Raw genomic sequence first — 18,736 nt, 5'->3', positions numbered from 1 at the left:
CGTTTGGGTATGAGTTCGACGACGGTTCCCGGGGAGGGGATTCCCGGATGTGGGCTCCCGGAGCCGGGGGTGGCCCGGCTGGTGGGCCGGCTGGCGGATCGCGGGACCGTGGCCGCCGCTCTGGGCCGGCTGGAGGCCGCCGCCTCCGACTTCGACGCGTTGAACCTCGACGCACTGACCGAGGCCGATGTGCTGGCCGTCGCCGAGCGTTTAGAAGCCATGACCCGCTCCCATGCGGTCACCGATCACCGAGTCATGGGCCGCCTGGCCCGGCTCAGCCCGCGAGAGTTCGGCGCCAAAAGTGTGGTGGAGCTGCTCGCGACCCGTTTGCGGATCAGCCGCCGCGCCGTCCACACCCGGCTGCGCGCCGCGGCCCTACTGTCCCCGCAGCTCACCGTCACCGGCCCGGCGTTGCCGCCGAAACTGCCCGCAACCGCGGCCGGGGTCGCCGACGGGCGCATCAGCGGCGAACACGTCACCGTCATCGCCGACTTCATGGCCAGATTGCCCCAGCGCGTCGACCCGGAACTGCGCGCCGAGGTGGAAGCCGAGCTCGCCGGATACGCCACCGACGCCACCCCCGAAGACCTGCGCACCCTGGCGTTGCGGTTGGCGTCGATGATCGACACCGACGGGCCCCTCGATGACGAAGACCGGGCGCGGCGGCGCGGTATCGTCATCGGCCCCCAAGGCGTCGACGGGATGAGCAAACTCACCGGCTGGGTCACCCCGCAGTGGCGGGCCACCGTCGAAGTGATCTGCGCCAAACTCGGCGCCCCCGGCATGTGCGACCCCACCCCGAAGGATCCCTGCGTTGAGGGGACCCCGTCGGCCGAACAGATCGATGGTGACAAACGCAGTGTGGAGCAGCGCACCCACGACGCGCTACTGGCCGCCGCACGTGCCGTCCTCGCCTCCGGCAGCCTCGGCAAACTCAACGGCCTACCGGCGACCATCGTCATCACCACCACCCTGCAAGATTTGACCGACGCGACCGGAGTGGGCATCACCGCCGGGGGCACCGTCCTGCCCATGTCGGATGTGATCCGCGAAGCCCGCGAGGCCTATCACTACCTCACGGTGTTCGACCGCCACACCAACATCCCCCTGTACCTGGGACGCACCCGGCGCACCGCGAGTCCGGGGCAGCGGATCGTGCTCTACGCCCGCGATCTGGGGTGCACGTTCCCCACCTGCACCACTCCCGGGTACCGGTGCGAGATCCACCACTGCGACCCCTGGCGCGGTGTGGGACAGACCAACGTCGATGCCATGGCCCAAACCTGTCCGGGCCATCACCGGATGACCGAAGGCCACCCCAACACCCGCTGGACCGTCCGCCTGCGCAAAGACGGCCTCGTCGAATGGGTCCCACCCCCCAAACTCGACACCGACGGACCGCGGGTCAACAACTACCACCACCCGGTGCGCCTACTCACCCGCTACCACCACCGACCCAGAACCACCGGAACACTACGCAGCTAGAGAACTTGGGGCCGAGCCTCGAGTAAGCGCGGAAGAGCCGGCGCGGGAGACGCGAACGAGCGCGGAAAAGTCAGCGCGGACGAACGCAAGAGTCAGCCGCGGACGATGCTCGGCGGCCCCGACGGCGGCCCGGCCGGCGGGATCAGGCCGGTGTCCATGTCGAACACCCGGGCGTGCAGCACAGTCCGATTGCGCAGGGCGGCCCGCACCGCGCGGTGCAGACCGTCCTCCAGATACACCACGCCCTTCCACTTCACCGCGTGCGGGAAGAGGTCGCCGTAGAACGTCGAGTCCTCCGACAGCAGGCGGTCCAGGGCCAGCACCGTCGTCGTGGTCACCAGCTCATCGAGCCGGATCTGTCGAGGGGGGATCTTCGCCCAGTCCCGATGCTGTAGTTGGTGTGGGGGATACGGCTTGCCCTCCCGGACACCCTTGAAGATCATGTGCACACGTTAACCGCTCGGGTATCGGGCCGCCGTAAGCTGGGCGCAACACCGCAGCAGAGGGGAGACACCTACCGTGAGCAGCGCCGACGACCGCCGTTTCGGGGTGCTGCGGGCCATCGTGGCCGACTTCGTCGCGACCCGCGAACCGATCGGCTCGAAAACCCTCGTCGAACGCCACAACCTGGGTGTCTCCAGCGCCACCGTCCGCAACGACATGGCCGTGCTGGAGGCCGAGGGCTACATCACCCAGCCGCACACCAGCTCCGGGCGCATCCCCACCGAGAAGGGCTACCGAGAATTCGTCGACCGGCTCGATGGCGTCAAACCCATGTCGGCCCCAGAGCGCCGCGCGATCCTGGACTTCCTCGACTCCGGCGTTGACCTCGACGACGTGCTGCGCCGGGCGGTGCGACTGCTGGCGCAGCTGACCCGCCAGGTCGCCGTCGTGCAGTACCCGACGCTGTCGGCGTCCACGGTGCGCCACCTGGAGGTCGTCGCGCTCACCCCGGCCCGGCTGCTGCTGGTGGTCATCACCGACTCCGGCCGGGTCGATCAGCGCATCGTGGAGCTCGGCAACCCCCTCGACGAGCATCAACTGGCCCAGCTGCGGGATCTGCTGGGCAAGGCACTGGACGGCAAGAGTCTCTCGGCCGCGTCGATCGCGGTGGCGGACCTGGCCGGCCAGCTGGTCGGCGGGGACCGCAACCAGCCGATGGGCGCCGGCAATCCGCTGGCCGACGCGATCGGCCGGGCCGCGACCGTGCTGGTGGAGACCCTGGTCGAGCATCGCGAGGAGCGGCTGCTGACCGGCGGGACCGCCAACCTCACGCACAACACCGCCGATTTCGGCGGCTCGCTGCGCACCGTGCTGGAGGCGCTGGAGGAGCAGGTGGTGGTGCTCAAGCTGCTGGCCGCGCAGCAGGAGGCCGGTAAGGTGACCGTGCGCATCGGCCACGAGACGGAGGTGGCCGCCGGGGCCGGGGAGATGGCCGGGACCTCGGTGGTTACCACTACATACGGCACAATGGATACCGTCTACGGCGGCATGGGCGTGCTTGGACCGACCCGGATGGATTATCCGGGAACCATTTCCAGCGTCGCCGCTGTTGCGTTGTATATCGGAGAGGTGCTGGGCAGCCGCTGACTGGCCCCGGCCGGATTTGGCGAAGGTGTGGGACAAGCGTGGCTCGGGATTACTACGGTCTGCTCGGCGTCGCCCAAGGCGCCACCGACGCGGAGCTCAAGCGCGCCTACCGGAAACTGGCCCGCGAATTGCACCCTGACGTCAACCCCGACCAGCAGGCGCAGATCCGGTTCCAGGAGATTTCGGTCGCCTATGAGGTGCTGACCGACCCGGAGAAGCGCCGCATCGTCGACCTGGGCGGCGACCCGATGGAAACCGGCATGGGCGGCGGCGGTGCCGGCTTCGGCGGGTTCGGCGGCCTCGGTGACGTCTTCGAGGCGTTCTTCGGCGGTGGCGGCGGCTCCCGCGGACCCGTCGGGCGGGTCCGGCCCGGATCGGATTCGCTGCTGCGACTGCGCCTCGACCTGACCGAATGCGCCACCGGCGTCACCAAGCAGGTCACCGTCGACACCGCGATCCTGTGCGACGGCTGCCAGGGCCGCGGCACCCACGGCGACTCCCGGCCGAGCACCTGCGACACCTGCGGTGGCCGCGGCGAGGTGCAGACCCTGCAGCGTTCCCTGCTCGGCCAGGTGATGACGTCCCGGCCGTGCCCCACCTGCCGCGGCGTCGGCGAGGTCATTCTCGATCCGTGCCACAACTGCGGTGGCGACGGCCGGGTCCGGGCCCGCCGCGACATCAGCGTCAAGATCCCGGCCGGTGTCGGCGAGGGCATGCGGGTGCGGCTGGCCGCCCAGGGCGAGGTCGGCCCCGGCGGCGGACCGGCCGGTGACCTGTACGTCGAGGTGCACGAAAAGCCGCACGAGCTGTTCGAGCGCGACGGCGACGACCTGCACTGCAGCATCGACGTCCCGATGGTCGACGCCGCGCTGGGCACCAGCGTCAGCATCGACGTGATCCTCGACGGCCCCACCGAGCTGACCGTGCCCGCCGGCACCCAGCCGGAGACCGTCGTCACCCTGCGCGGCCGCGGCATGCCGCACCTGCGTTCCGGGGCCCGCGGTGACCTGCACGCGCACGTCAACGTGGTGGTGCCGACCCGGCTCGACGCCCGCGACACCGAACTGCTGGGCCAACTGCGCGCCAACCGGCAACACGAACGCAGCGAGGTCACCGCGACCCGCTCGGCGGCCGCCCACAACGGCGGCGGCATCTTCAGCCGACTCCGCGAGACCTTCACCGGCCGCTGACCGGTGTCCAAGCCGCTGTTCTATGTCGACGCGCTGCCCGCGGTCGGCGCCCGGGTACTGCTCGACGGCGACGAGGGCTTCCACGCCGCCTCGGTACGCCGGCTGCGGGTGGGCGAAGCGATCGTGCTGAGCGACGGCGCGGGTGAGGTCGCCGACTGCGAGGTCATCGACGTCGCCAAGAAGGAACTGACCGCACAGGTGCAGACCCGGGCCACCGTTCCGGCCCCGACGCCACCGGTCACTGTCGTGCAGGCCATCCCCAAATCCGAGCGCTCCGAGCTGGCCGTCGAGCTGGCCACCGAGGCCGGCGCCGACGCCTTCTGCGCCTGGCAGGCCGCGCGCTGCGTGGCCCGCTGGGACGGCCCGCGGGCCGAGAAGGGGCTGCGCCGCTGGTCGGCGGTCATCCGCTCGGCCGCCCGGCAGTCCCGCCGCGCACACATCCCGCCGGTCGACGGCGTCATCGACACCGCCGAACTGGCCCGCCGCATCGCCGACGCCGCCCCGGGCACCCTGACGCTGGTACTGCACGAGGACGCCGTCGTTGCGCTGGCGACGCTGGAGCCCGCCGCCGCGTCGTCGATCACGCTGATCATCGGCCCGGAGGGTGGCATCGGCGACGACGAGCTGTCCGCCCTCACCGCCGTCGGCGCGCACCCGGTGCGGCTGGGCCCCACCGTGCTGCGCACGTCCACCGCCGCCGCCGTCGCACTGGGCGCCCTGGGGGTGCTGACCCCGCGGTGGGCCTGAGCCCCGGCGGTAGACTCCAGGTGTTCCGGTGAACCGACAGGCAGGCAAAACACCCCACGTGACCCCCCGCGATCCCGCGCCCGGCAACTCGGTGCGCAGCACCATCGAAGTCCCCTCCGACCTTGTCGTCGCGCTGCTTGGTTCCGCCGACGAGAACCTGCGGGTGCTGGAGCAGGCCCTCACCGCCGATCTGCACGTCCGTGGCAACACCGTCACCGTCACCGGCGCACCCGCCGACGTCGCGCTGGCCGACCGGGTACTCAGCGAACTCATCGCCCTGGTCGCCGCCGGGCACGCGCTGACCCCGGACAGCGTGCGCCGCAGCGTCGGCATGATGACCGACTCCGGCGTCGCCTCGCCGGCCGAGGTGCTCAGCCTGGACATCCTGAGCCGTCGCGGCAAGACCATCCGGCCCAAGACGCTGAACCAGAAGCATTACGTCGACGCCATCGACAAGAACACCATCGTGTTCGCCATCGGCCCGGCCGGCACCGGCAAGACCTATCTGGCGATGGCCAAGGCCGTCAACGCACTGCGCACCAAGCAGGTCACCAGGATCATCCTCACCCGCCCGGCGGTGGAAGCCGGCGAGCGGCTGGGCTTCCTGCCCGGCACGATGGCCGACAAGATCGACCCCTATCTGCGGCCGCTGTACGACGCCCTGCACGACATGATGGACGCCGAGGCGATCCCGAAGCTGATGGCCGCCGGGGTGATCGAGGTGGCGCCGCTGGCATTTATGCGCGGCCGGACCCTCAATGACGCATTCGTCATCCTCGATGAGGCGCAGAACACCACCGCCGAGCAGATGAAGATGTTCCTCACCCGGCTGGGCTTCGGCTCCCGGATCGTCGTCACCGGCGACATCACCCAGGTGGACCTGCCCGGCGGGGCACGTTCGGGGCTGGCCGCCGCGGTGGATATTCTCGACGGCATCGACGACATTCATTTCGCCCAGTTGACCAGCGCCGACGTGGTCCGCCACCGGCTGGTGTCCGACATCGTCGACGCGTACGCGCGTGCCGAGGGGCCGGCCAACCGGGAGCAGCGACGGCGACCGTCGCGGGGACCGCGGGAGGTCCGGCCGTGACCATCGAAGTGTCCAACGAATCCGGCGTCGACGTCAGCGAGGAGGAGCTGATCAGCGTCGCCCGGTTCGTCATCGCGGCGATGGAGGTCAACCCCGGCGCGGAACTGTCGATGATCCTGCTCGACTCCGAGGCGATGGCCGATCTGCACCTGCGCTGGATGGACCTGCCCGGTCCCACCGACGTGATGAGCTTCCCGATGGACGAGCTGGAGCCCGGCGGTCGCCCGGACGCCGGTGAGCCCGGCCCGGCGATGCTCGGCGACATCGTGCTGTGCCCGCCGTTCGCCGCCGAACAGGCCAAGGCCGCCGGACATCCGCTGGCCCACGAACTCGCCCTGCTCACCGTGCACGGCGTGCTGCATCTGCTCGGCTACGACCACGCCGAGCCGGATGAGGAGAAGGAGATGTTCGCCCTGCAGAACCGGCTGCTGGCCGAGTGGTACCGCGATCAGGAGAAGCTGTATCACCGCAACCGCCAGGGCGAGAAGGACCGCTACCTGCTGGACCGGTCCAACGAGTTCCACAACCAGTCCGACGGCCTGTGAGCGCAGCGCCGGTGAGGATCGCAGCGCAGCGAGGACCGGAGCCTGCGCGCAGCGAATTGGGAAGCTGGTGAGCGGACCGGCCGCGCTGGTCGGCGCGATCGCCCTGGTTGCGCTCGGCGGACTGTTCTCGGCGCTGGACGCGGCGATCGGCACGGTGTCGATCGCGCGGGTGTCGGAGATGGTGCGCGAGGAGCGGCCCGGCGCCGTGCGGCTCTCGGCGGTGATCGCCGAACGGCCCCGCTACGTCAGCCTGGTGGTGCTGCTGCGCATCGTCTGCGAGACCACCGCGACGGTGCTGCTGGTCGCCTACCTCAGCGCGCATATGAGCCTGGGCTGGGCGCTGGTGGTCGCCGCGGCCATCATGGTGGTCACCAGTTTCGTCCTCATCGGCGTCGGGCCGCGGACCGTCGGTCGGCAGAACGCCTACTCCATCTCGCTGATGTCCGCCGCTGTGCTGCAGGCGATTTCGGTGCTGCTGATGCCGATCAGCCGGTTGCTGATCCTGATCGGCAACGCGCTGACACCCGGTCGCGGGTTCCGCAACGGACCGTTCGCCTCGGAAATCGAACTGCGCGAGGTCGTCGAGCTGGCCGGCCAACGCGGCGTCGTCGCCGACGAGGAACGCCGGATGATCCAGTCGGTGTTCGAACTGGGGGACACCGTCGCTCGCGAGGTCATGGTGCCGCGGACCGAGATGGTCTGGATCGAGCACGACAAGCACGCCGGGCAGGCCACCTCGCTGGCCGTGCGCAGCGGACACTCCCGCATCCCGGTGATCGGCGACAACGTCGATGACGTGCTCGGCGTCGTCTACCTCAAGGACCTGGTGCGCCGCACCTACACCTCGACGACGGGCGGCCGCGACACCCAGGTGTCCCAGGTGATGCGCCCGGCCGTGTTCGTCCCGGACACCAAACCGCTGGATGACCTGCTCGCCGAGATGCAGCGCACCCGCAATCACATGGCGCTGCTGGTCGACGAGTACGGCGCCATCGCCGGGCTGGTGACCATCGAGGACGTGTTGGAGGAGATCGTCGGGGAGATCGCCGACGAGTACGACGACGCGGAGATCGCCCCGATCCACGAGCTCGGCGACGGGCGGTACCGGGTGTCGGCGCGGTTGCCGATCGACGACCTCGCCGAGCTCTACGGCATCGAGTTTGACGAGGACCAGTCCGAGACCGTCGACACCGTCGGCGGGTTGCTGGCCCTCGAGCTGGGCCGGGTGCCGTTGCCCGGTTCGGAGGTGACCGCGCACGGTCTTCGGCTGCGCGCCGAGGGCGGGCGTGATCAGCGCGGCCGGATGCGGGTCAACACCGTGCTGGTCGAACCTGGTGTGGAGGCATCGTGACCGAATTCCGTTCTGGCTTCGTCTGTCTGGTGGGCCGGCCCAACGCCGGGAAATCCACCCTGACCAATGCGCTGGTGGGGGCGAAGGTGGCCATCACCTCGAACCGGCCGCAGACCACCCGGCACACCATTCGCGGCATCGTGCACCGCGACGGTTTCCAGATCATCCTGGTCGACACCCCCGGCTTGCACCGGCCGCGTACCCTGCTCGGCAAACGGCTCAACGACCTGGTCCGCGACACCTACTCGCAGGTCGACGTGATCGGTCTGTGCATCCCGGCCGACGAGCCCATCGGCCCCGGCGACCGGTGGATCTACCAGCAGATCCGCGATGTCGCCCCGCGCACCGCCCTGGTGGTGCTGGTCACCAAGATCGACAAGGTGTCCAAGGACCGGGTCGCCGCGCAATTGGCCTCGGTGGCAACCGAATTCGGTGAGCACGCCGCCGAGATCGTGCCGGTTTCGGCGACCACCGGACAGCAGGTCGACGTGGTCATCGACGTGCTGGCCGGCCTGCTGGAACCGGGCCCGGCGTTCTACCCCGACGGCGAACTCACCGACGAGCCCGAGGAAACCCTGATGGCCGAGTTCATCCGGGAGGCCGCCTTAGAGGGCGTGCGCGATGAACTGCCGCACTCGCTGGCCGTCGTCATCGAGAGCGTCGAGGACCGCCCCGACCGGCCCGAGGACGACCCGATGGTCGACGTGTACGCCGTGCTCTACGTCGAACGGGACTCGCAGAGGGGCATCGTCATCGGCAAGGGCGGGGCGCGGCTGCGCCACGTCGGCACCGCCGCGCGCGGCCAGATCGAAAAACTGTTGGGCACCAAGGTGTTCCTGGACCTGCGGGTGAAGGTCGCCAAGAACTGGCAGCGCGACCCCAAACAGCTGGGCCGGCTGGGCTTTTAGGGCTGGGGCCGAGCCGGGGCGTCCCACCAGCGCTGCGGCCGGCGCCCGGACCAGTCGCTGACGGCTTCCAGTTCGGCGGCCAGCGACACCAGCAGCGGCTCGGAGTTCGCCGGGCCCATCAACTGCACGCCGATCGGCAGCCCGTCGGTGGTGAACCCGGCCGGGATGTTGATCGACGGCCAGCCCAGCGCATTCCACGGCCAGCACACCGGGCAGGCGGCGATGATCGCGCGGTCGGTCGCCGTCGGGCTCAGGCCGTCGAACGCGTCCACCCGGGGTGGGGGCAGCGCCGTCGTCGGTGCCAGGACCACGTCGACCAGGTCGAAGATCGCGCCGATCCGGCGCTGCTGGTTCTTCTCCTCGCGGCGGGCCCGCTTCAAGATGCGCTGCGAAAGTAGTTGCCCCATGGTGAAATTCGACAATGTCCGACGGTCCCAGCGGGCACCCGGGCTCAGCCGTTCCCGCCAGGGCAGCAGTCCGGAGGTGGAGCGCGCCAGAAAACTCCAGGACAGTCGCAGCCCGTAGTCCGGGTTGCCCTCGACCACGGTGTGCCCGAGCTCGGTCAGCTGACCGGCCACCGTCCTCAGCGCCGCGGCGATCTGCGGATCCAGCCGGGCCGGGAACCCGGTGAACGGGAACCGGGTGGACAGCGCGACCCGCAGATCCCCCGGTGCGCTGCGGACGCCGTCGTACGCCGACACCGGCTCGGGGATGTGCACGTCGCCGTCGGTGCTGCCGGATATCGCGTCGAGCACCAGCGCGGCGTCGGCGACGGTGTGGGCCAGCACCCCGTTGACGGTGATGCCGTTGAAGGTGTCCGGCAGCGGCCACGTCGAGATGCGGCCGCGCTGCGGTTTGATGCCGACCAGATTCGTCCAGGCCGCCGGGATGCGGACGCTGCCGGCCCCGTCGGAGCCGATCGCCGCGGCCACCAGACCCGCCGCGACGGCCGCCGCGGCGCCACCGGAGGAACCACCCGGGGTGTGTTTGCGGCTCCACGGATTCCGCGTGTGCCCGAAGCCCGGCCCGCTGGTGAACGGCCACTGGCCGAGCTCGCAGGTGTTGGTCTTGCCGACGATCACCGCGCCGGCCGCGTCCAGGCGGCGGACCAGCTCGGCGTCGGTGGCCGCCGGGGGGATCCAGCCGTCGGTGCCGAACGCCGTCGGCGCCCCGGCCAGGTCCACGTCGTCCTTGATGGCGATCGGCACACCGAGCAGCGGCGCCCTCTGCCCGGCGGCGCGGCGGCGGTCGGCCTCGGCCGCGGTGGCCAGCGCCCGCTCGGCCAGCACCACCCGAAAGGCGTTCAGCGTCGGCTGGCTGGCTTCGATGGCGGCCAGCGACCGCCGGGTCAGCTCGAGCGCGGTGCGTTCGCCGCCGGCGAGCTGGTACAGCTGATGCGCGACGGTGGGGAATTCGGAGAAGGCCATGGTGCCGTCAGCGTATCGGTGGCGGTGAACCCGACGGGAGCCATTCTGGGTGTGAGCGGCACCCCAACGCCTCTGCGGCGCGCGTCCCGCGCACTGTCGGCATCCGGTGCCAGACTGTGTCCCCATGCGGCTGTATCGGGACCGGGCGGTGGTGGTGCGTCAGCACAAGCTCGGTGAGGCCGACCGCATCGTCACCCTGCTGACCCGCGATCACGGCCTGGTCCGCGCCGTCGCCAAGGGGGTTCGGCGCACCCGCAGCAAGTTCGGCGCCCGGCTGGAGCCGTTCGCCCACATCGACGTGCAGCTGCACCCGGGCCGCAACCTCGACATCGTCACCCAGGTCCAGGCCATCGACGCGTTCGCCGCCGACATCGTCAGCGACTACGGCCGCTACACCAGCGCCTGCGCGATCCTGGAGACCGCCGAACGCCTCGCCGGCGAGGAACACGCCCCGGTCCCGTCGCTGCACCGGCTGACCGTCGGAGCGCTGCGCGCGGTCGCCGACGGGTCCCGGCCCAAGGACCTGGTGCTCGACGCCTACCTGCTGCGCGCCATGTCGATCGCCGGCTGGGCGCCGGCGCTGACCGAATGCGCCCGGTGCGCGGCCCCGGGACCGCACCGGGCGTTCCACATCGCCGCCGGTGGCAGCGTGTGCATGCACTGCCGGCCGTCGGGCTCGGTCACCCCGCCGCAACAGGTGCTGGACCTGATGGCGGCGCTGCACGACGGGGACTGGGCCGGTGCCGAGGTGGCCACCGCCGCGCACCGCAGCCAGGCCAGCGGTCTGGTGGCCGCGCATCTGCAGTGGCACCTGGAGCGCAAGCTGCGCACCTTGGCGCTGGTGGAGCGGTCTTCGGGCGAGCGGGTGGGGGAGCATTCCGAGCGGGTCGATCGCCAGGTTTACGCCGTGGTCGGGCAGGATGTGGCGCATGGCATTGAAACGGGACCGGAAGCCGACGGGCTATCCGCAGCTGCCGCCGGCGCCTGACGACTACCCGGTCTTCCCGGACATCTCCACCTGGCCGGTGGTGTTCCCCGAGCTGCCGGAGGCCCCCGACGGCGGGCCGCGGCGCCCCCCGCAGCACCCGTCCAAGGCCTCGGCCCCGCAGATCCCGGCCGATCAGCTGCCCAACCACGTCGCGGTGGTGATGGACGGCAACGGCCGCTGGGCCCAGCAGCGCGGCCTGGCCCGCACCGACGGCCACAAGATGGGCGAGGCGGTGCTGATCGACATCACCTGCGGGGCAATCGAAATCGGCATCAAGCACCTGTCGGTGTACGCCTTCTCCACGGAGAACTGGCGCCGGTCGGCCGAGGAGGTGCGCTTCCTGATGGGCTTCAACCGCGAGGTGGTGCGCCGGCGCCGGGTGGCCCTGGACATCATGGGCGTCAACATGCGCTGGGTGGGATCGCGGCCGCGGATGTGGCGCAGCGTCATCAAGGAGTTCGAGATCGCCGAGCAGATGACGCTCACCAACGACACCATCACCGTCAACTACTGCGTCAACTATGGCGGGCGCGCCGAGATCGCCGAGTCCGCCAAGGAGATCGCCCGGCTGGCCGCCGACGGGAAACTCGACCCCGAGCGGGTCGACGAGGAGACCGTCGCCGCGCACCTGAACCGCCCCGATATCCCCGACGTGGACCTGTTCATCCGGACTTCCGGGGAGCAGCGGGCCAGCAACTTCCTGCTCTGGCAGTCCGCCTACGCCGAATACGTCTTCCAGGACAAGCTGTGGCCGGACTACGACCGCCGCGACCTCTGGGCGGCGTGTGAGGAGTACGTGTCGCGCAACCGGCGTTTCGGTCGGGCCTGAGATGGGCGCCCCGGCGCTGGTGGACCGGCTCGCCGGGGTGCTCGGCGAGGCGGCCACGGTGACCGTCGAACCCGACGGTGCGCTGACCGTCGCCGCCGCCGGATCGGTGGCCTCGGTGCGGGTGGTCGGCATCGCCGACGGGCTGGACATCGTCTCGCTCAACCAGCCGCTGGCCTGGGACCTGCCGTGCAACGCCAAGACCCGCGAGCAGGTGCTGCGGCACGCCGCGGCGACCATGCTGGGCACCGTCACGCTGGTCGAGCGGACCGAGGAGGTGGCGGCCAACGGCGATTCGTCCGGCGGGGCCCGGCGGAAGGCGCCGGCGAGCAAGGTCGCCGACGTGATGCTGCGCTACAACTTCCCGGGTAACGGGCTGTCCGACGAGGCGCTGCGCACCCTGATCCTGATGGTGCTGGCCAACGGCGCGGACCTGCGGGCCGACCTGGCGTCGTGAGCGTCATCCGGATCGTGGCCGCCGTGGTTCTCGACGACGACGGGCGGCTGCTGGTGGTGCGCAAACGCGGCACGACGGTATTCATCCAGCCCGGCGGCAAGGTCGAGCCGGGGGAGACCCCCGCGGAGGCCCTGGTCCGTGAGGTCCGCGAGGAACTCGGTGCCGGGGTGTTGACCGTGCGGGAGATCGGCCACCGTGAGGCGCCTGCGGCCAACGAGCCCGGCCACACGGTCGAGGCCGATCTGTTCCTCGTCGAGCTGGACGCGCCGCCGCGGGTGTGCGCCGAGATCGACGAGCTGGCCTGGGTGGATCCCCATGCCCCGGGCGACGTCGAGCTGGCCCCGCTCACCGTCGGTGCGGTGCTGGATTGGGTTCGCGCTCAGGCGAACTGAATCAGTCGCACTTCCCGCACACCCCGAAGATCTCCACGGTGTGACTGACATCGGTGAAACCGTTGGCGGCGGCGACCTCGGTCGCCCATTCCTCCACCGCGGGCCCGTCGACCTCGACGGTGGCGCCGCACTGGCGGCACACCAGGTGATGGTGGTGGTGCTCGGAACAGCGCCGGTACACCGACTCGCCGGTGTCGGTGCGCAGCGTGTCGACCTGGTTGGCCGCGGCCATCGACTGCAGGGTCCGGTAGACGGTGGTCAGCCCGATGTTCTCGCCCCGGCGGCGCAGCTCGTCGTGCAGCTCCTGGGCGGACCGGAAGCCGTCGATGGTCTCCAACAGGTCGCCGATGGCCGTGCGCTGGCGGGTGGAGCGGGTCGCCGTCATGCGTGGCCCTCGCCGGCGTGCGCGACGGCATCGAGCACGATGTGCGCCAGGTGGTGGTCGACGAGGCGGTAGACCATCTCGCGTCCGGACCGTTCGGCGGACACCACGCCCGCGGCCTTGAGCACTCGCAGATGCTGGCTGACCAGCGGCTGGGGTACCCGCAGCACGTCGACGAGCTCGTGTACCCGGCGCGGAGTCTGGTGTAGCTGCAACACGATCGCGATGCGCACCGGAGCGGCCAGTGCCCGCAGCAGATCGCCCGCGGCGTCCAGCAGGGCCGGGTCGGGCGCCTCGGGCGAGGTGCCGTCACGGTCTGGCTGCGTCTCGTCGTCGGTCGTGATCGTCATCGGGCTCCCTGCGCCGTTATTGGAAATCGTTTTCAGTTTAGCTGAAAATTGGGAACCATGCGGTTCTACGCATATCGGCGCGTCCGAACCCCTGTGCCGGGCCGGTTCTTGGGTGTCGGCAGTGCGGTGAGCGTGTTCGGGAGTGCGGTGAGCGTGGTTTCGGGCGTCGACCTCGCCCAGGCGGGTGCCCGCCCTCGGAGCCCACGTGCAAAGTGCCGCTCTGCGCCTCGTCTACGCTGATCGGACTGTCTCAACCACCCACCAAGGAGTGCCGAGCATCGTGGCGTCCATCATCGACACCGTCGCCAACCTGGCCAAACGCCGCGGTCTGGTCTACCAGTCCGGCGAGATCTACGGCGGCACCAAATCGGCGTGGGACTACGGGCCGCTCGGGGTGGAGCTCAAGGAGAACATCAAGCGCCAGTGGTGGCGCTCCATGGTCACCAGCCGCGACGACGTCGTCGGCCTGGACTCCTCGATCATCCTGCCGCGCCAGGTGTGGGTGGCCTCGGGCCACGTCGCGGTGTTCAACGACCCGCTGGTGGAATGTCTCAACTGCCACAAAAGGCACCGCCAGGACCACATGCAGGAAGCCGTCGCGGCCAAGCTGGCCGCCAAGGGCACCACGGTCGATCCCGACGACATCCCGATGGCCGATGTCGTCTGCCCCGACTGCGGCACCAAGGGGCAGTGGACCGAGCCCCGCGACTTCAACATGATGCTCAAGACCTACCTGGGTCCGATCGAGTCCGAGGAAGGCCTGCACTACCTGCGCCCGGAGACCGCCCAGGGCATCTTCGTCAACTTCGCCAACGTCGTCACCACGGCCCGGCGCAAGCCGCCGTTCGGCATCGCCCAGATCGGCAAGAGCTTCCGCAACGAGATCACCCCGGGCAACTTCATTTTCCGCACCCGCGAGTTCGAGCAGATGGAGATGGAGTTTTTCGTCGAGCCGTCCACCGCACCCGAGTGGCACAGGTACTGGATCGAGCACCGGCTGCAGTGGTACATCGACCTGGGCATCGACCCGGAGAACCTGCGGCTCTACGAGCACCCGCTGGAGAAGCTGTCGCACTACAGCGCCGGCACCACCGACATCGAGTACAAGTTCGGCTTCGCCGGCAGCGGCTGGGGTGAGCTGGAGGGCATCGCCAACCGCACCGATTTCGACCTCACCACCCACGGTGAACACTCCGGGACCGACCTGTCCTACTACGACCAGGCGACCGACACCCGCTACGTGCCCTACGTCATCGAACCGGCGGCCGGGCTGACCCGCTCGCTGATGGCATTCCTGGTCGACGCGTACACCGAGGACGAGGCCCCCAACGCCAAGGGCGGGGTGGACAAGCGCACCGTGCTGCGGCTGGACCCGCGGCTGGCCCCGGTCAAGGCGGCCGTGCTGCCGCTGTCGCGGCACGCCGACCTGTCGCCCAAGGCTCGTGACCTGGCCGCCGAACTGCGCGGCTACTGGAACATCGAGTTCGACGACGCGGGCGCGATCGGGCGCCGCTACCGCCGCCAGGACGAGATCGGCACCCCGTACTGCGTCACCGTCGACTTCGACACCCTGGAGGACAACGCGGTCACCATCCGCGAACGCGACGCCATGACCCAGGAACGCGTCGGCATCGACCGGGTGTCGGACTACCTGGCGAGCCGGCTCAAGGGCTGCTGACCCGGGACCCCCGGGTGAGGAGAGTAGCGGTTCAGAACCGGCCGCTGCCCCCGCCGTAACTGCGGCCCGACGACCGCGCGGCGCCGCCGTAGGACGTCGGGCGCCCCGAACTGCGGCCACCGCCGTAGCCGCCCCCGAAACCTCCGCCGAAACCGCCACCCCCGCCGCGCAGCACACTGCCGATCAGGATCCCGCCGAGCACCGACCCCAGATCGGACTGCTGCCCGTAGTCACCGGCGTAGGACCGCTGCGCCGCGCGCACATCGTCGTTGGCCAACGCCTGGGCCTGGGCGGCCAGGGTGGTCGCGCCGTTGGCGTACGCGATGGCCTCGCCCGGATTGGCGTCCTTCTTGGCCTGGGCGGCCTCCAGTTGACGACGGGCCTCGGCCAGCCGGGTGCGCGCCTCCGGACCGATGCTGCCGCGGCGGGTGTCGATGTACTCCGACACGGCGCCGACCCGCGCCTGGGCGGCGAACAGGGACTGGGCCAGCACCTGTGCCTGGGCCGCGGCGGCCTGGCGGGCCTCGGTGACCTGGGTCAGCACCCGGTCCAGGTCCGCGTCGGCGCGGGTCAACCGGACGAAAACGCCCAGTGGATCGGTGGCCGAGCCGGTTTGGGCGTCGGCGACGGCGCGGGTGGCCGCGTCGTGGGCGGTCTGCAGTTCCGGCGGCACGCCCGGCCCGAGTTGCTCGGCCTCGCCGATCCGGGCGCCCAGATCGGCGATCGCCTGCGGCAGCGCCGCCGTGGCCCGGTCGATGTCGCCGGATGCGGTGTCGATGGCATCCAGCAGCGCCTGGGCCTGCTGCAGCGCCGCCTCGGCGGCCCGCACGCGGTCGACCAGGGCCGTCTGATCCGCTGCGGGTGCGGCAATCAGCGTGCGACTCGCCGCGATGGTCTCGTCGGCGAACCGCACCCGGTCCCGGGCTTCCTCGACATTGCCGGCCACCGACGCCAACGCGGTTTCGGTGTACCGGTTGCGCAGCGCGCCGAGTGTCGCCTCGGCCGGATCCACCCGCGCGGTCAGCGCCACCAGCTGCTGGGCCAGCGCATCCAGGCGTTCGGGAGCGTTGATGACCAGGTCGCGCAGCTCGTCGAAGGCGTGCGTCTGCGCGTCGAGCTCCCGGTCGGCCTGGGCGGCGGAGACGATCACCGCGGTCAGCAGCTCGCGGCGCTGCTGCGGCGTCTCCGGGATGGCGTCGTCGAGGATCTGGCGGGTGTGCAACGCCTTGGCCAGCGCGGCTTGGGCGGCGTCGACCGCGGCGCGGAACGGTGCGGTGCGCGCGGTGCCGAATTCCTCTTCGGCCAACGCCAATTCGTTGCTGCTGGTGCGCACCGCATTGTCCACGTCGACGACGATCTGGCGGCTCAGCCCGTCCAGCGCCTCCAGCGGCACCCGGGCCAACGCCCGCGGGTCGGTCGGATCCACGTGTCGCGCGGCCTCCAGCTCGGCGGCCCGGCGGCGGCGACGGCTGCGCCGCGACCACAGCCACAGCCCCAACATGGCCAGCACGACGAGTCCCAGGATCAGCGCCACCGTGGTCAACGGCAGGTTCCCGCGGCTTTCGGTGTCGTTGCCGACGGTGCCCAGCTGCTGGGCGGCGGTGATCGCGGCACCGGCCCAATCGTCGCGGCTCAGCGCCGGTTCGATGTAGTTGCGCCGGATGACGTCCGCGGGTGCGGCGGTGCCGCCGGTCAGCTCGACGGGCACCTGGAACGCCACCGAGCGGTCCTTGACCGCGACCGCCAGCAGCGCGTCGTTGTCGCCGAAATCGGAGACGGTCATCGTCTGCTTCGCCCAGTTCAGCGCACTCTGGCCGGAGAAGTCGTCGACGTAGACCACCCAGAGTTTGATCCGGTGGCCGTCGTAGAGATCGTTGAGCGCGCCGGTGACCGAGGCCCGGTCCGACGCCGACAGCACACCGGAGTTGTCGGTGATCCGGCTGATCAGCCGGGCCGGGGTATCGGCGACGGCGGCGGGGGCGACCGCGCACGCGGTCAGCAGTACCGCCAGCAACGCGGCCAGCAAACGGAGGATGCGCATGACGGCCAATCTATGCTGTGGCCATCGTGAACGCCCAGACCTGCGAGCAATACACCGACCACGACCGGCAGCGCGCCGTCGAGGAGGCCCCCAAGACCGCGGGGCTGCCCGGCACCGACGCGTTGGCGCGCAACGATTTCGCGCGGGACCGGGCGCGGGTGCTGCATTGCGCGGCGCTGCGCCGGCTGGCCGACAAGACCCAGGTGGTGGGGCCACGCGAGGGTGACACCCCGCGCACCCGGCTCACCCATTCGCTGGAGGTGGCACAGATCGGCCGCGGCATGGCGCTGGGGCTGGGCTGCGATCCGGACCTGGTCGATTTGGCCGGGCTGGCGCACGACATCGGGCATCCGCCCTACGGGCACAACGGCGAACGCGAACTGAACCGGCTGGCCGCCGAGTACGGCGGGTTCGAGGGCAATGCGCAGAACTTCCGGATCCTGACCCGGTTGGAGCCCAAGGTGTTCGGTCCCGACGGGCGTTCGGCCGGGCTGAACCTGACCCGCGCGGCGCTGGACGCCGTCACCAAGTACCCGTGGCCGCGCGAGCCCGGCCGGACCGGGCCCACCAAGTTCGCGTTCTACGACGACGACCTGCCCGCCGCGGGGTGGATGCGCTCCGGTGCCCCGTCGGCGTGGCCGTGCCTGGAGGCCCAGGTGATGGACTGGGCCGACGACGTCGCCTACTCGGTGCACGATGTGGAGGACGGCGTCATCTCCGGGCGCATCGACCTGCGGGTGCTCGCCGACCCGGACGCCGCCGCGGCGCTGGCGGAACTCGGCGATTCCAGCCACGGCGCCGACTATGACGACCTGCTGGCCGCCGCCCAGCGGCTCTCGGTCATGCCGGTGGTCGCCGCCGTCGGCCGCTACGACGGCAGCCTCGCCGCCTCCGGCGCCCTCAAGCGGCTGACCAGCGAGCTGGTCGGACGGTTCGCCAACGCCGCCGTCGCGGCGACCCGCGAGGAGGTCGGGCCGACGCCGGTCCGCCGTTACCGCGCCGACCTGGCGGTTCCGCCGCTGGTGCGCGCCGAGGTCGCCGTCCTCAAGACGCTGGCGCTGCAGTTCATCATGAGCGACCCGCGGCATTTGGCCATCCAGCGGGTGCAACGTGAGCGCATCGCCGCGGTGTACGACCTGCTGCTGCACGGCGCCCCCGGCTCGCTGGACCCGCTGCTGGCACCGGTGTTCGAGAACGCGCCCGACGACGCCGCCCGCAAACGGGCCGTCGTCGACCAGATCGCGTCGTGCACCGAGACCCGGCTGGAGCGGCTCCTGCTCAGCTCTTGA

Annotated in this window: 19 protein-coding genes; 14 read left to right on the top strand and 5 right to left on the bottom strand. The window is 70.7% G+C overall.

Annotated features, from left to right (window positions below; translation table 11 throughout):
* The first annotated feature begins 9 nt into the window (after positions 1-9).
* Positions 10-1,485: an HNH endonuclease signature motif containing protein gene (locus G6N16_RS16380; protein ID WP_083028845.1), complete on the top strand. Its 1,476-nt coding sequence runs from the start codon at positions 10-12 to the stop codon at positions 1,483-1,485.
* 92 nt (positions 1,486-1,577) lie between these two features.
* Here the strand turns inward: G6N16_RS16380 and G6N16_RS16375 are convergent, their stop codons facing one another.
* Complete coding sequence (locus G6N16_RS16375; protein WP_083028846.1) at positions 1,578-1,928, bottom strand: type II toxin-antitoxin system VapB family antitoxin; 351 nt, start codon at positions 1,926-1,928, stop codon at positions 1,578-1,580.
* Between the two features lie 76 nt (positions 1,929-2,004).
* Here G6N16_RS16375 and hrcA point away from each other — a divergent pair, with 76 nt between their 5' ends.
* The 7 genes from hrcA (at position 2,005) to era (ending at position 8,906) form a co-directional block, all read left to right on the top strand.
* Entirely contained in the window at positions 2,005-3,075 is a 1,071-nt protein-coding gene (gene hrcA, locus G6N16_RS16370; protein WP_163787903.1) for a heat-inducible transcriptional repressor HrcA, read from the top strand.
* Positions 3,076-3,113: 38 nt separating this feature from the next.
* On the top strand, positions 3,114-4,265 hold the full coding sequence (gene dnaJ / locus G6N16_RS16365) for a molecular chaperone DnaJ (RefSeq protein ID WP_083028848.1): 1,152 nt from the start codon (positions 3,114-3,116) through the stop codon (positions 4,263-4,265).
* Between the two features lie 3 nt (positions 4,266-4,268).
* Complete coding sequence (locus G6N16_RS16360) at positions 4,269-5,012, top strand: 16S rRNA (uracil(1498)-N(3))-methyltransferase (protein WP_083028849.1); 744 nt, start codon at positions 4,269-4,271, stop codon at positions 5,010-5,012.
* A 58-nt stretch (positions 5,013-5,070) separates the two neighbouring features.
* The gene (locus G6N16_RS16355) at positions 5,071-6,102 is read left to right on the top strand and encodes a PhoH family protein (RefSeq protein ID WP_083028850.1); all 1,032 of its coding nucleotides are present in this window, start codon (positions 5,071-5,073) and stop codon (positions 6,100-6,102) included.
* Entirely contained in the window at positions 6,099-6,647 is a 549-nt protein-coding gene (gene ybeY, locus G6N16_RS16350; protein ID WP_083028851.1) for an rRNA maturation RNase YbeY, read from the top strand. Before G6N16_RS16355 ends, ybeY begins: the two co-directional genes overlap by 4 nt.
* A gap of 67 nt (positions 6,648-6,714) precedes the next feature.
* Positions 6,715-7,998, top strand: a complete 1,284-nt coding sequence (locus tag G6N16_RS16345; RefSeq protein WP_083028852.1) for a hemolysin family protein — start codon at positions 6,715-6,717, stop codon at positions 7,996-7,998.
* On the top strand, positions 7,995-8,906 hold the full coding sequence (era, locus tag G6N16_RS16340; RefSeq protein WP_083028853.1) for a GTPase Era: 912 nt from the start codon (positions 7,995-7,997) through the stop codon (positions 8,904-8,906). Before G6N16_RS16345 ends, era begins: the two co-directional genes overlap by 4 nt.
* On the opposite strand, the gene G6N16_RS16335 is transcribed toward era, so the two are convergent.
* Positions 8,903-10,333 (bottom strand): amidase, encoded by a 1,431-nt coding sequence (locus G6N16_RS16335; RefSeq protein ID WP_083028854.1) that lies wholly within the window; start codon positions 10,331-10,333, stop codon positions 8,903-8,905. The genes era and G6N16_RS16335 overlap by 4 nt on opposite strands.
* Before the next feature lie 124 nt (positions 10,334-10,457).
* Between G6N16_RS16335 and recO the strand changes: the two genes are divergently transcribed.
* From recO to G6N16_RS16315, 4 genes are read left to right on the top strand one after another with little or no spacing between them, the layout of a single operon-like run.
* A complete protein-coding gene (gene recO, locus G6N16_RS16330) occupies positions 10,458-11,321 on the top strand; it encodes a DNA repair protein RecO (RefSeq protein ID WP_083028855.1) in 864 nt (287 codons plus the stop codon).
* Positions 11,263-12,150: a decaprenyl diphosphate synthase gene (locus G6N16_RS16325; protein WP_083028921.1), complete on the top strand. Its 888-nt coding sequence runs from the start codon at positions 11,263-11,265 to the stop codon at positions 12,148-12,150. Before recO ends, G6N16_RS16325 begins: the two co-directional genes overlap by 59 nt.
* 1 nt (position 12,151) lies before the next feature.
* Positions 12,152-12,604 (top strand): hypothetical protein, encoded by a 453-nt coding sequence (locus G6N16_RS16320; protein ID WP_083028856.1) that lies wholly within the window; start codon positions 12,152-12,154, stop codon positions 12,602-12,604.
* A complete protein-coding gene (locus tag G6N16_RS16315; protein ID WP_083028857.1) occupies positions 12,601-12,996 on the top strand; it encodes an NUDIX hydrolase in 396 nt (131 codons plus the stop codon). The genes G6N16_RS16320 and G6N16_RS16315 overlap by 4 nt, the downstream gene beginning before the upstream one ends.
* 1 nt (position 12,997) lies before the next feature.
* On the opposite strand, the gene G6N16_RS16310 is transcribed toward G6N16_RS16315, so the two are convergent.
* Positions 12,998-13,381, bottom strand: a complete 384-nt coding sequence (locus G6N16_RS16310) for a Fur family transcriptional regulator (RefSeq protein WP_083028858.1) — start codon at positions 13,379-13,381, stop codon at positions 12,998-13,000.
* On the bottom strand, positions 13,378-13,728 hold the full coding sequence (locus G6N16_RS16305) for an ArsR/SmtB family transcription factor (protein ID WP_083028859.1): 351 nt from the start codon (positions 13,726-13,728) through the stop codon (positions 13,378-13,380). The genes G6N16_RS16310 and G6N16_RS16305 overlap by 4 nt, the downstream gene beginning before the upstream one ends.
* Before the next feature lie 280 nt (positions 13,729-14,008).
* On the opposite strand from G6N16_RS16305, the gene G6N16_RS16300 reads away from it, so the two are divergent.
* Positions 14,009-15,406: a glycine--tRNA ligase gene (locus G6N16_RS16300; RefSeq protein WP_083028922.1), complete on the top strand. Its 1,398-nt coding sequence runs from the start codon at positions 14,009-14,011 to the stop codon at positions 15,404-15,406.
* A gap of 31 nt (positions 15,407-15,437) precedes the next feature.
* Here the strand turns inward: G6N16_RS16300 and G6N16_RS16295 are convergent, their stop codons facing one another.
* Positions 15,438-17,447 carry a TPM domain-containing protein gene (locus tag G6N16_RS16295; RefSeq protein ID WP_083028860.1) on the bottom strand — a complete coding sequence of 670 codons (2,010 nt, stop codon included), beginning with the start codon at positions 17,445-17,447 and terminating at the stop codon, positions 15,438-15,440.
* Positions 17,448-17,473: 26 nt separating this feature from the next.
* Here G6N16_RS16295 and G6N16_RS16290 point away from each other — a divergent pair, with 26 nt between their 5' ends.
* Positions 17,474-18,736 (top strand): deoxyguanosinetriphosphate triphosphohydrolase, encoded by a 1,263-nt coding sequence (locus G6N16_RS16290; RefSeq protein ID WP_083028923.1) that lies wholly within the window; start codon positions 17,474-17,476, stop codon positions 18,734-18,736.

The organism is Mycolicibacterium insubricum (assembly GCF_010731615.1).
Lineage (GTDB): Bacteria > Actinomycetota > Actinomycetes > Mycobacteriales > Mycobacteriaceae > Mycobacterium > Mycobacterium insubricum.
The sequence above is the reverse complement of the archived record's forward strand: the minus strand, read 5'-3'. Positions and strand labels throughout refer to the sequence as shown.

What these genes read in the sequence shown, in the direction of transcription:
- G6N16_RS16380 (WP_083028845.1), top strand. Translation starts at nt 10, where the DNA reads ATGAGTTCGACGACGGTTCCCGGGGAGGGGATTCCCGGATGTGGGCTC.
- G6N16_RS16375 (WP_083028846.1), bottom strand. Translation starts at nt 1,928, where the DNA reads ATGATCTTCAAGGGTGTCCGGGAGGGCAAGCCGTATCCCCCACACCAA.
- G6N16_RS16335 (WP_083028854.1), bottom strand. Translation starts at nt 10,333, where the DNA reads ATGGCCTTCTCCGAATTCCCCACCGTCGCGCATCAGCTGTACCAGCTC.
- recO (WP_083028855.1), top strand. Translation starts at nt 10,458, where the DNA reads ATGCGGCTGTATCGGGACCGGGCGGTGGTGGTGCGTCAGCACAAGCTC.
- G6N16_RS16325 (WP_083028921.1), top strand. Translation starts at nt 11,263, where the DNA reads ATGGCATTGAAACGGGACCGGAAGCCGACGGGCTATCCGCAGCTGCCG.
- G6N16_RS16320 (WP_083028856.1), top strand. Translation starts at nt 12,152, where the DNA reads ATGGGCGCCCCGGCGCTGGTGGACCGGCTCGCCGGGGTGCTCGGCGAG.
- G6N16_RS16310 (WP_083028858.1), bottom strand. Translation starts at nt 13,381, where the DNA reads ATGACGGCGACCCGCTCCACCCGCCAGCGCACGGCCATCGGCGACCTG.
- G6N16_RS16305 (WP_083028859.1), bottom strand. Translation starts at nt 13,728, where the DNA reads ATGACGATCACGACCGACGACGAGACGCAGCCAGACCGTGACGGCACC.
- G6N16_RS16295 (WP_083028860.1), bottom strand. Translation starts at nt 17,447, where the DNA reads ATGCGCATCCTCCGTTTGCTGGCCGCGTTGCTGGCGGTACTGCTGACC.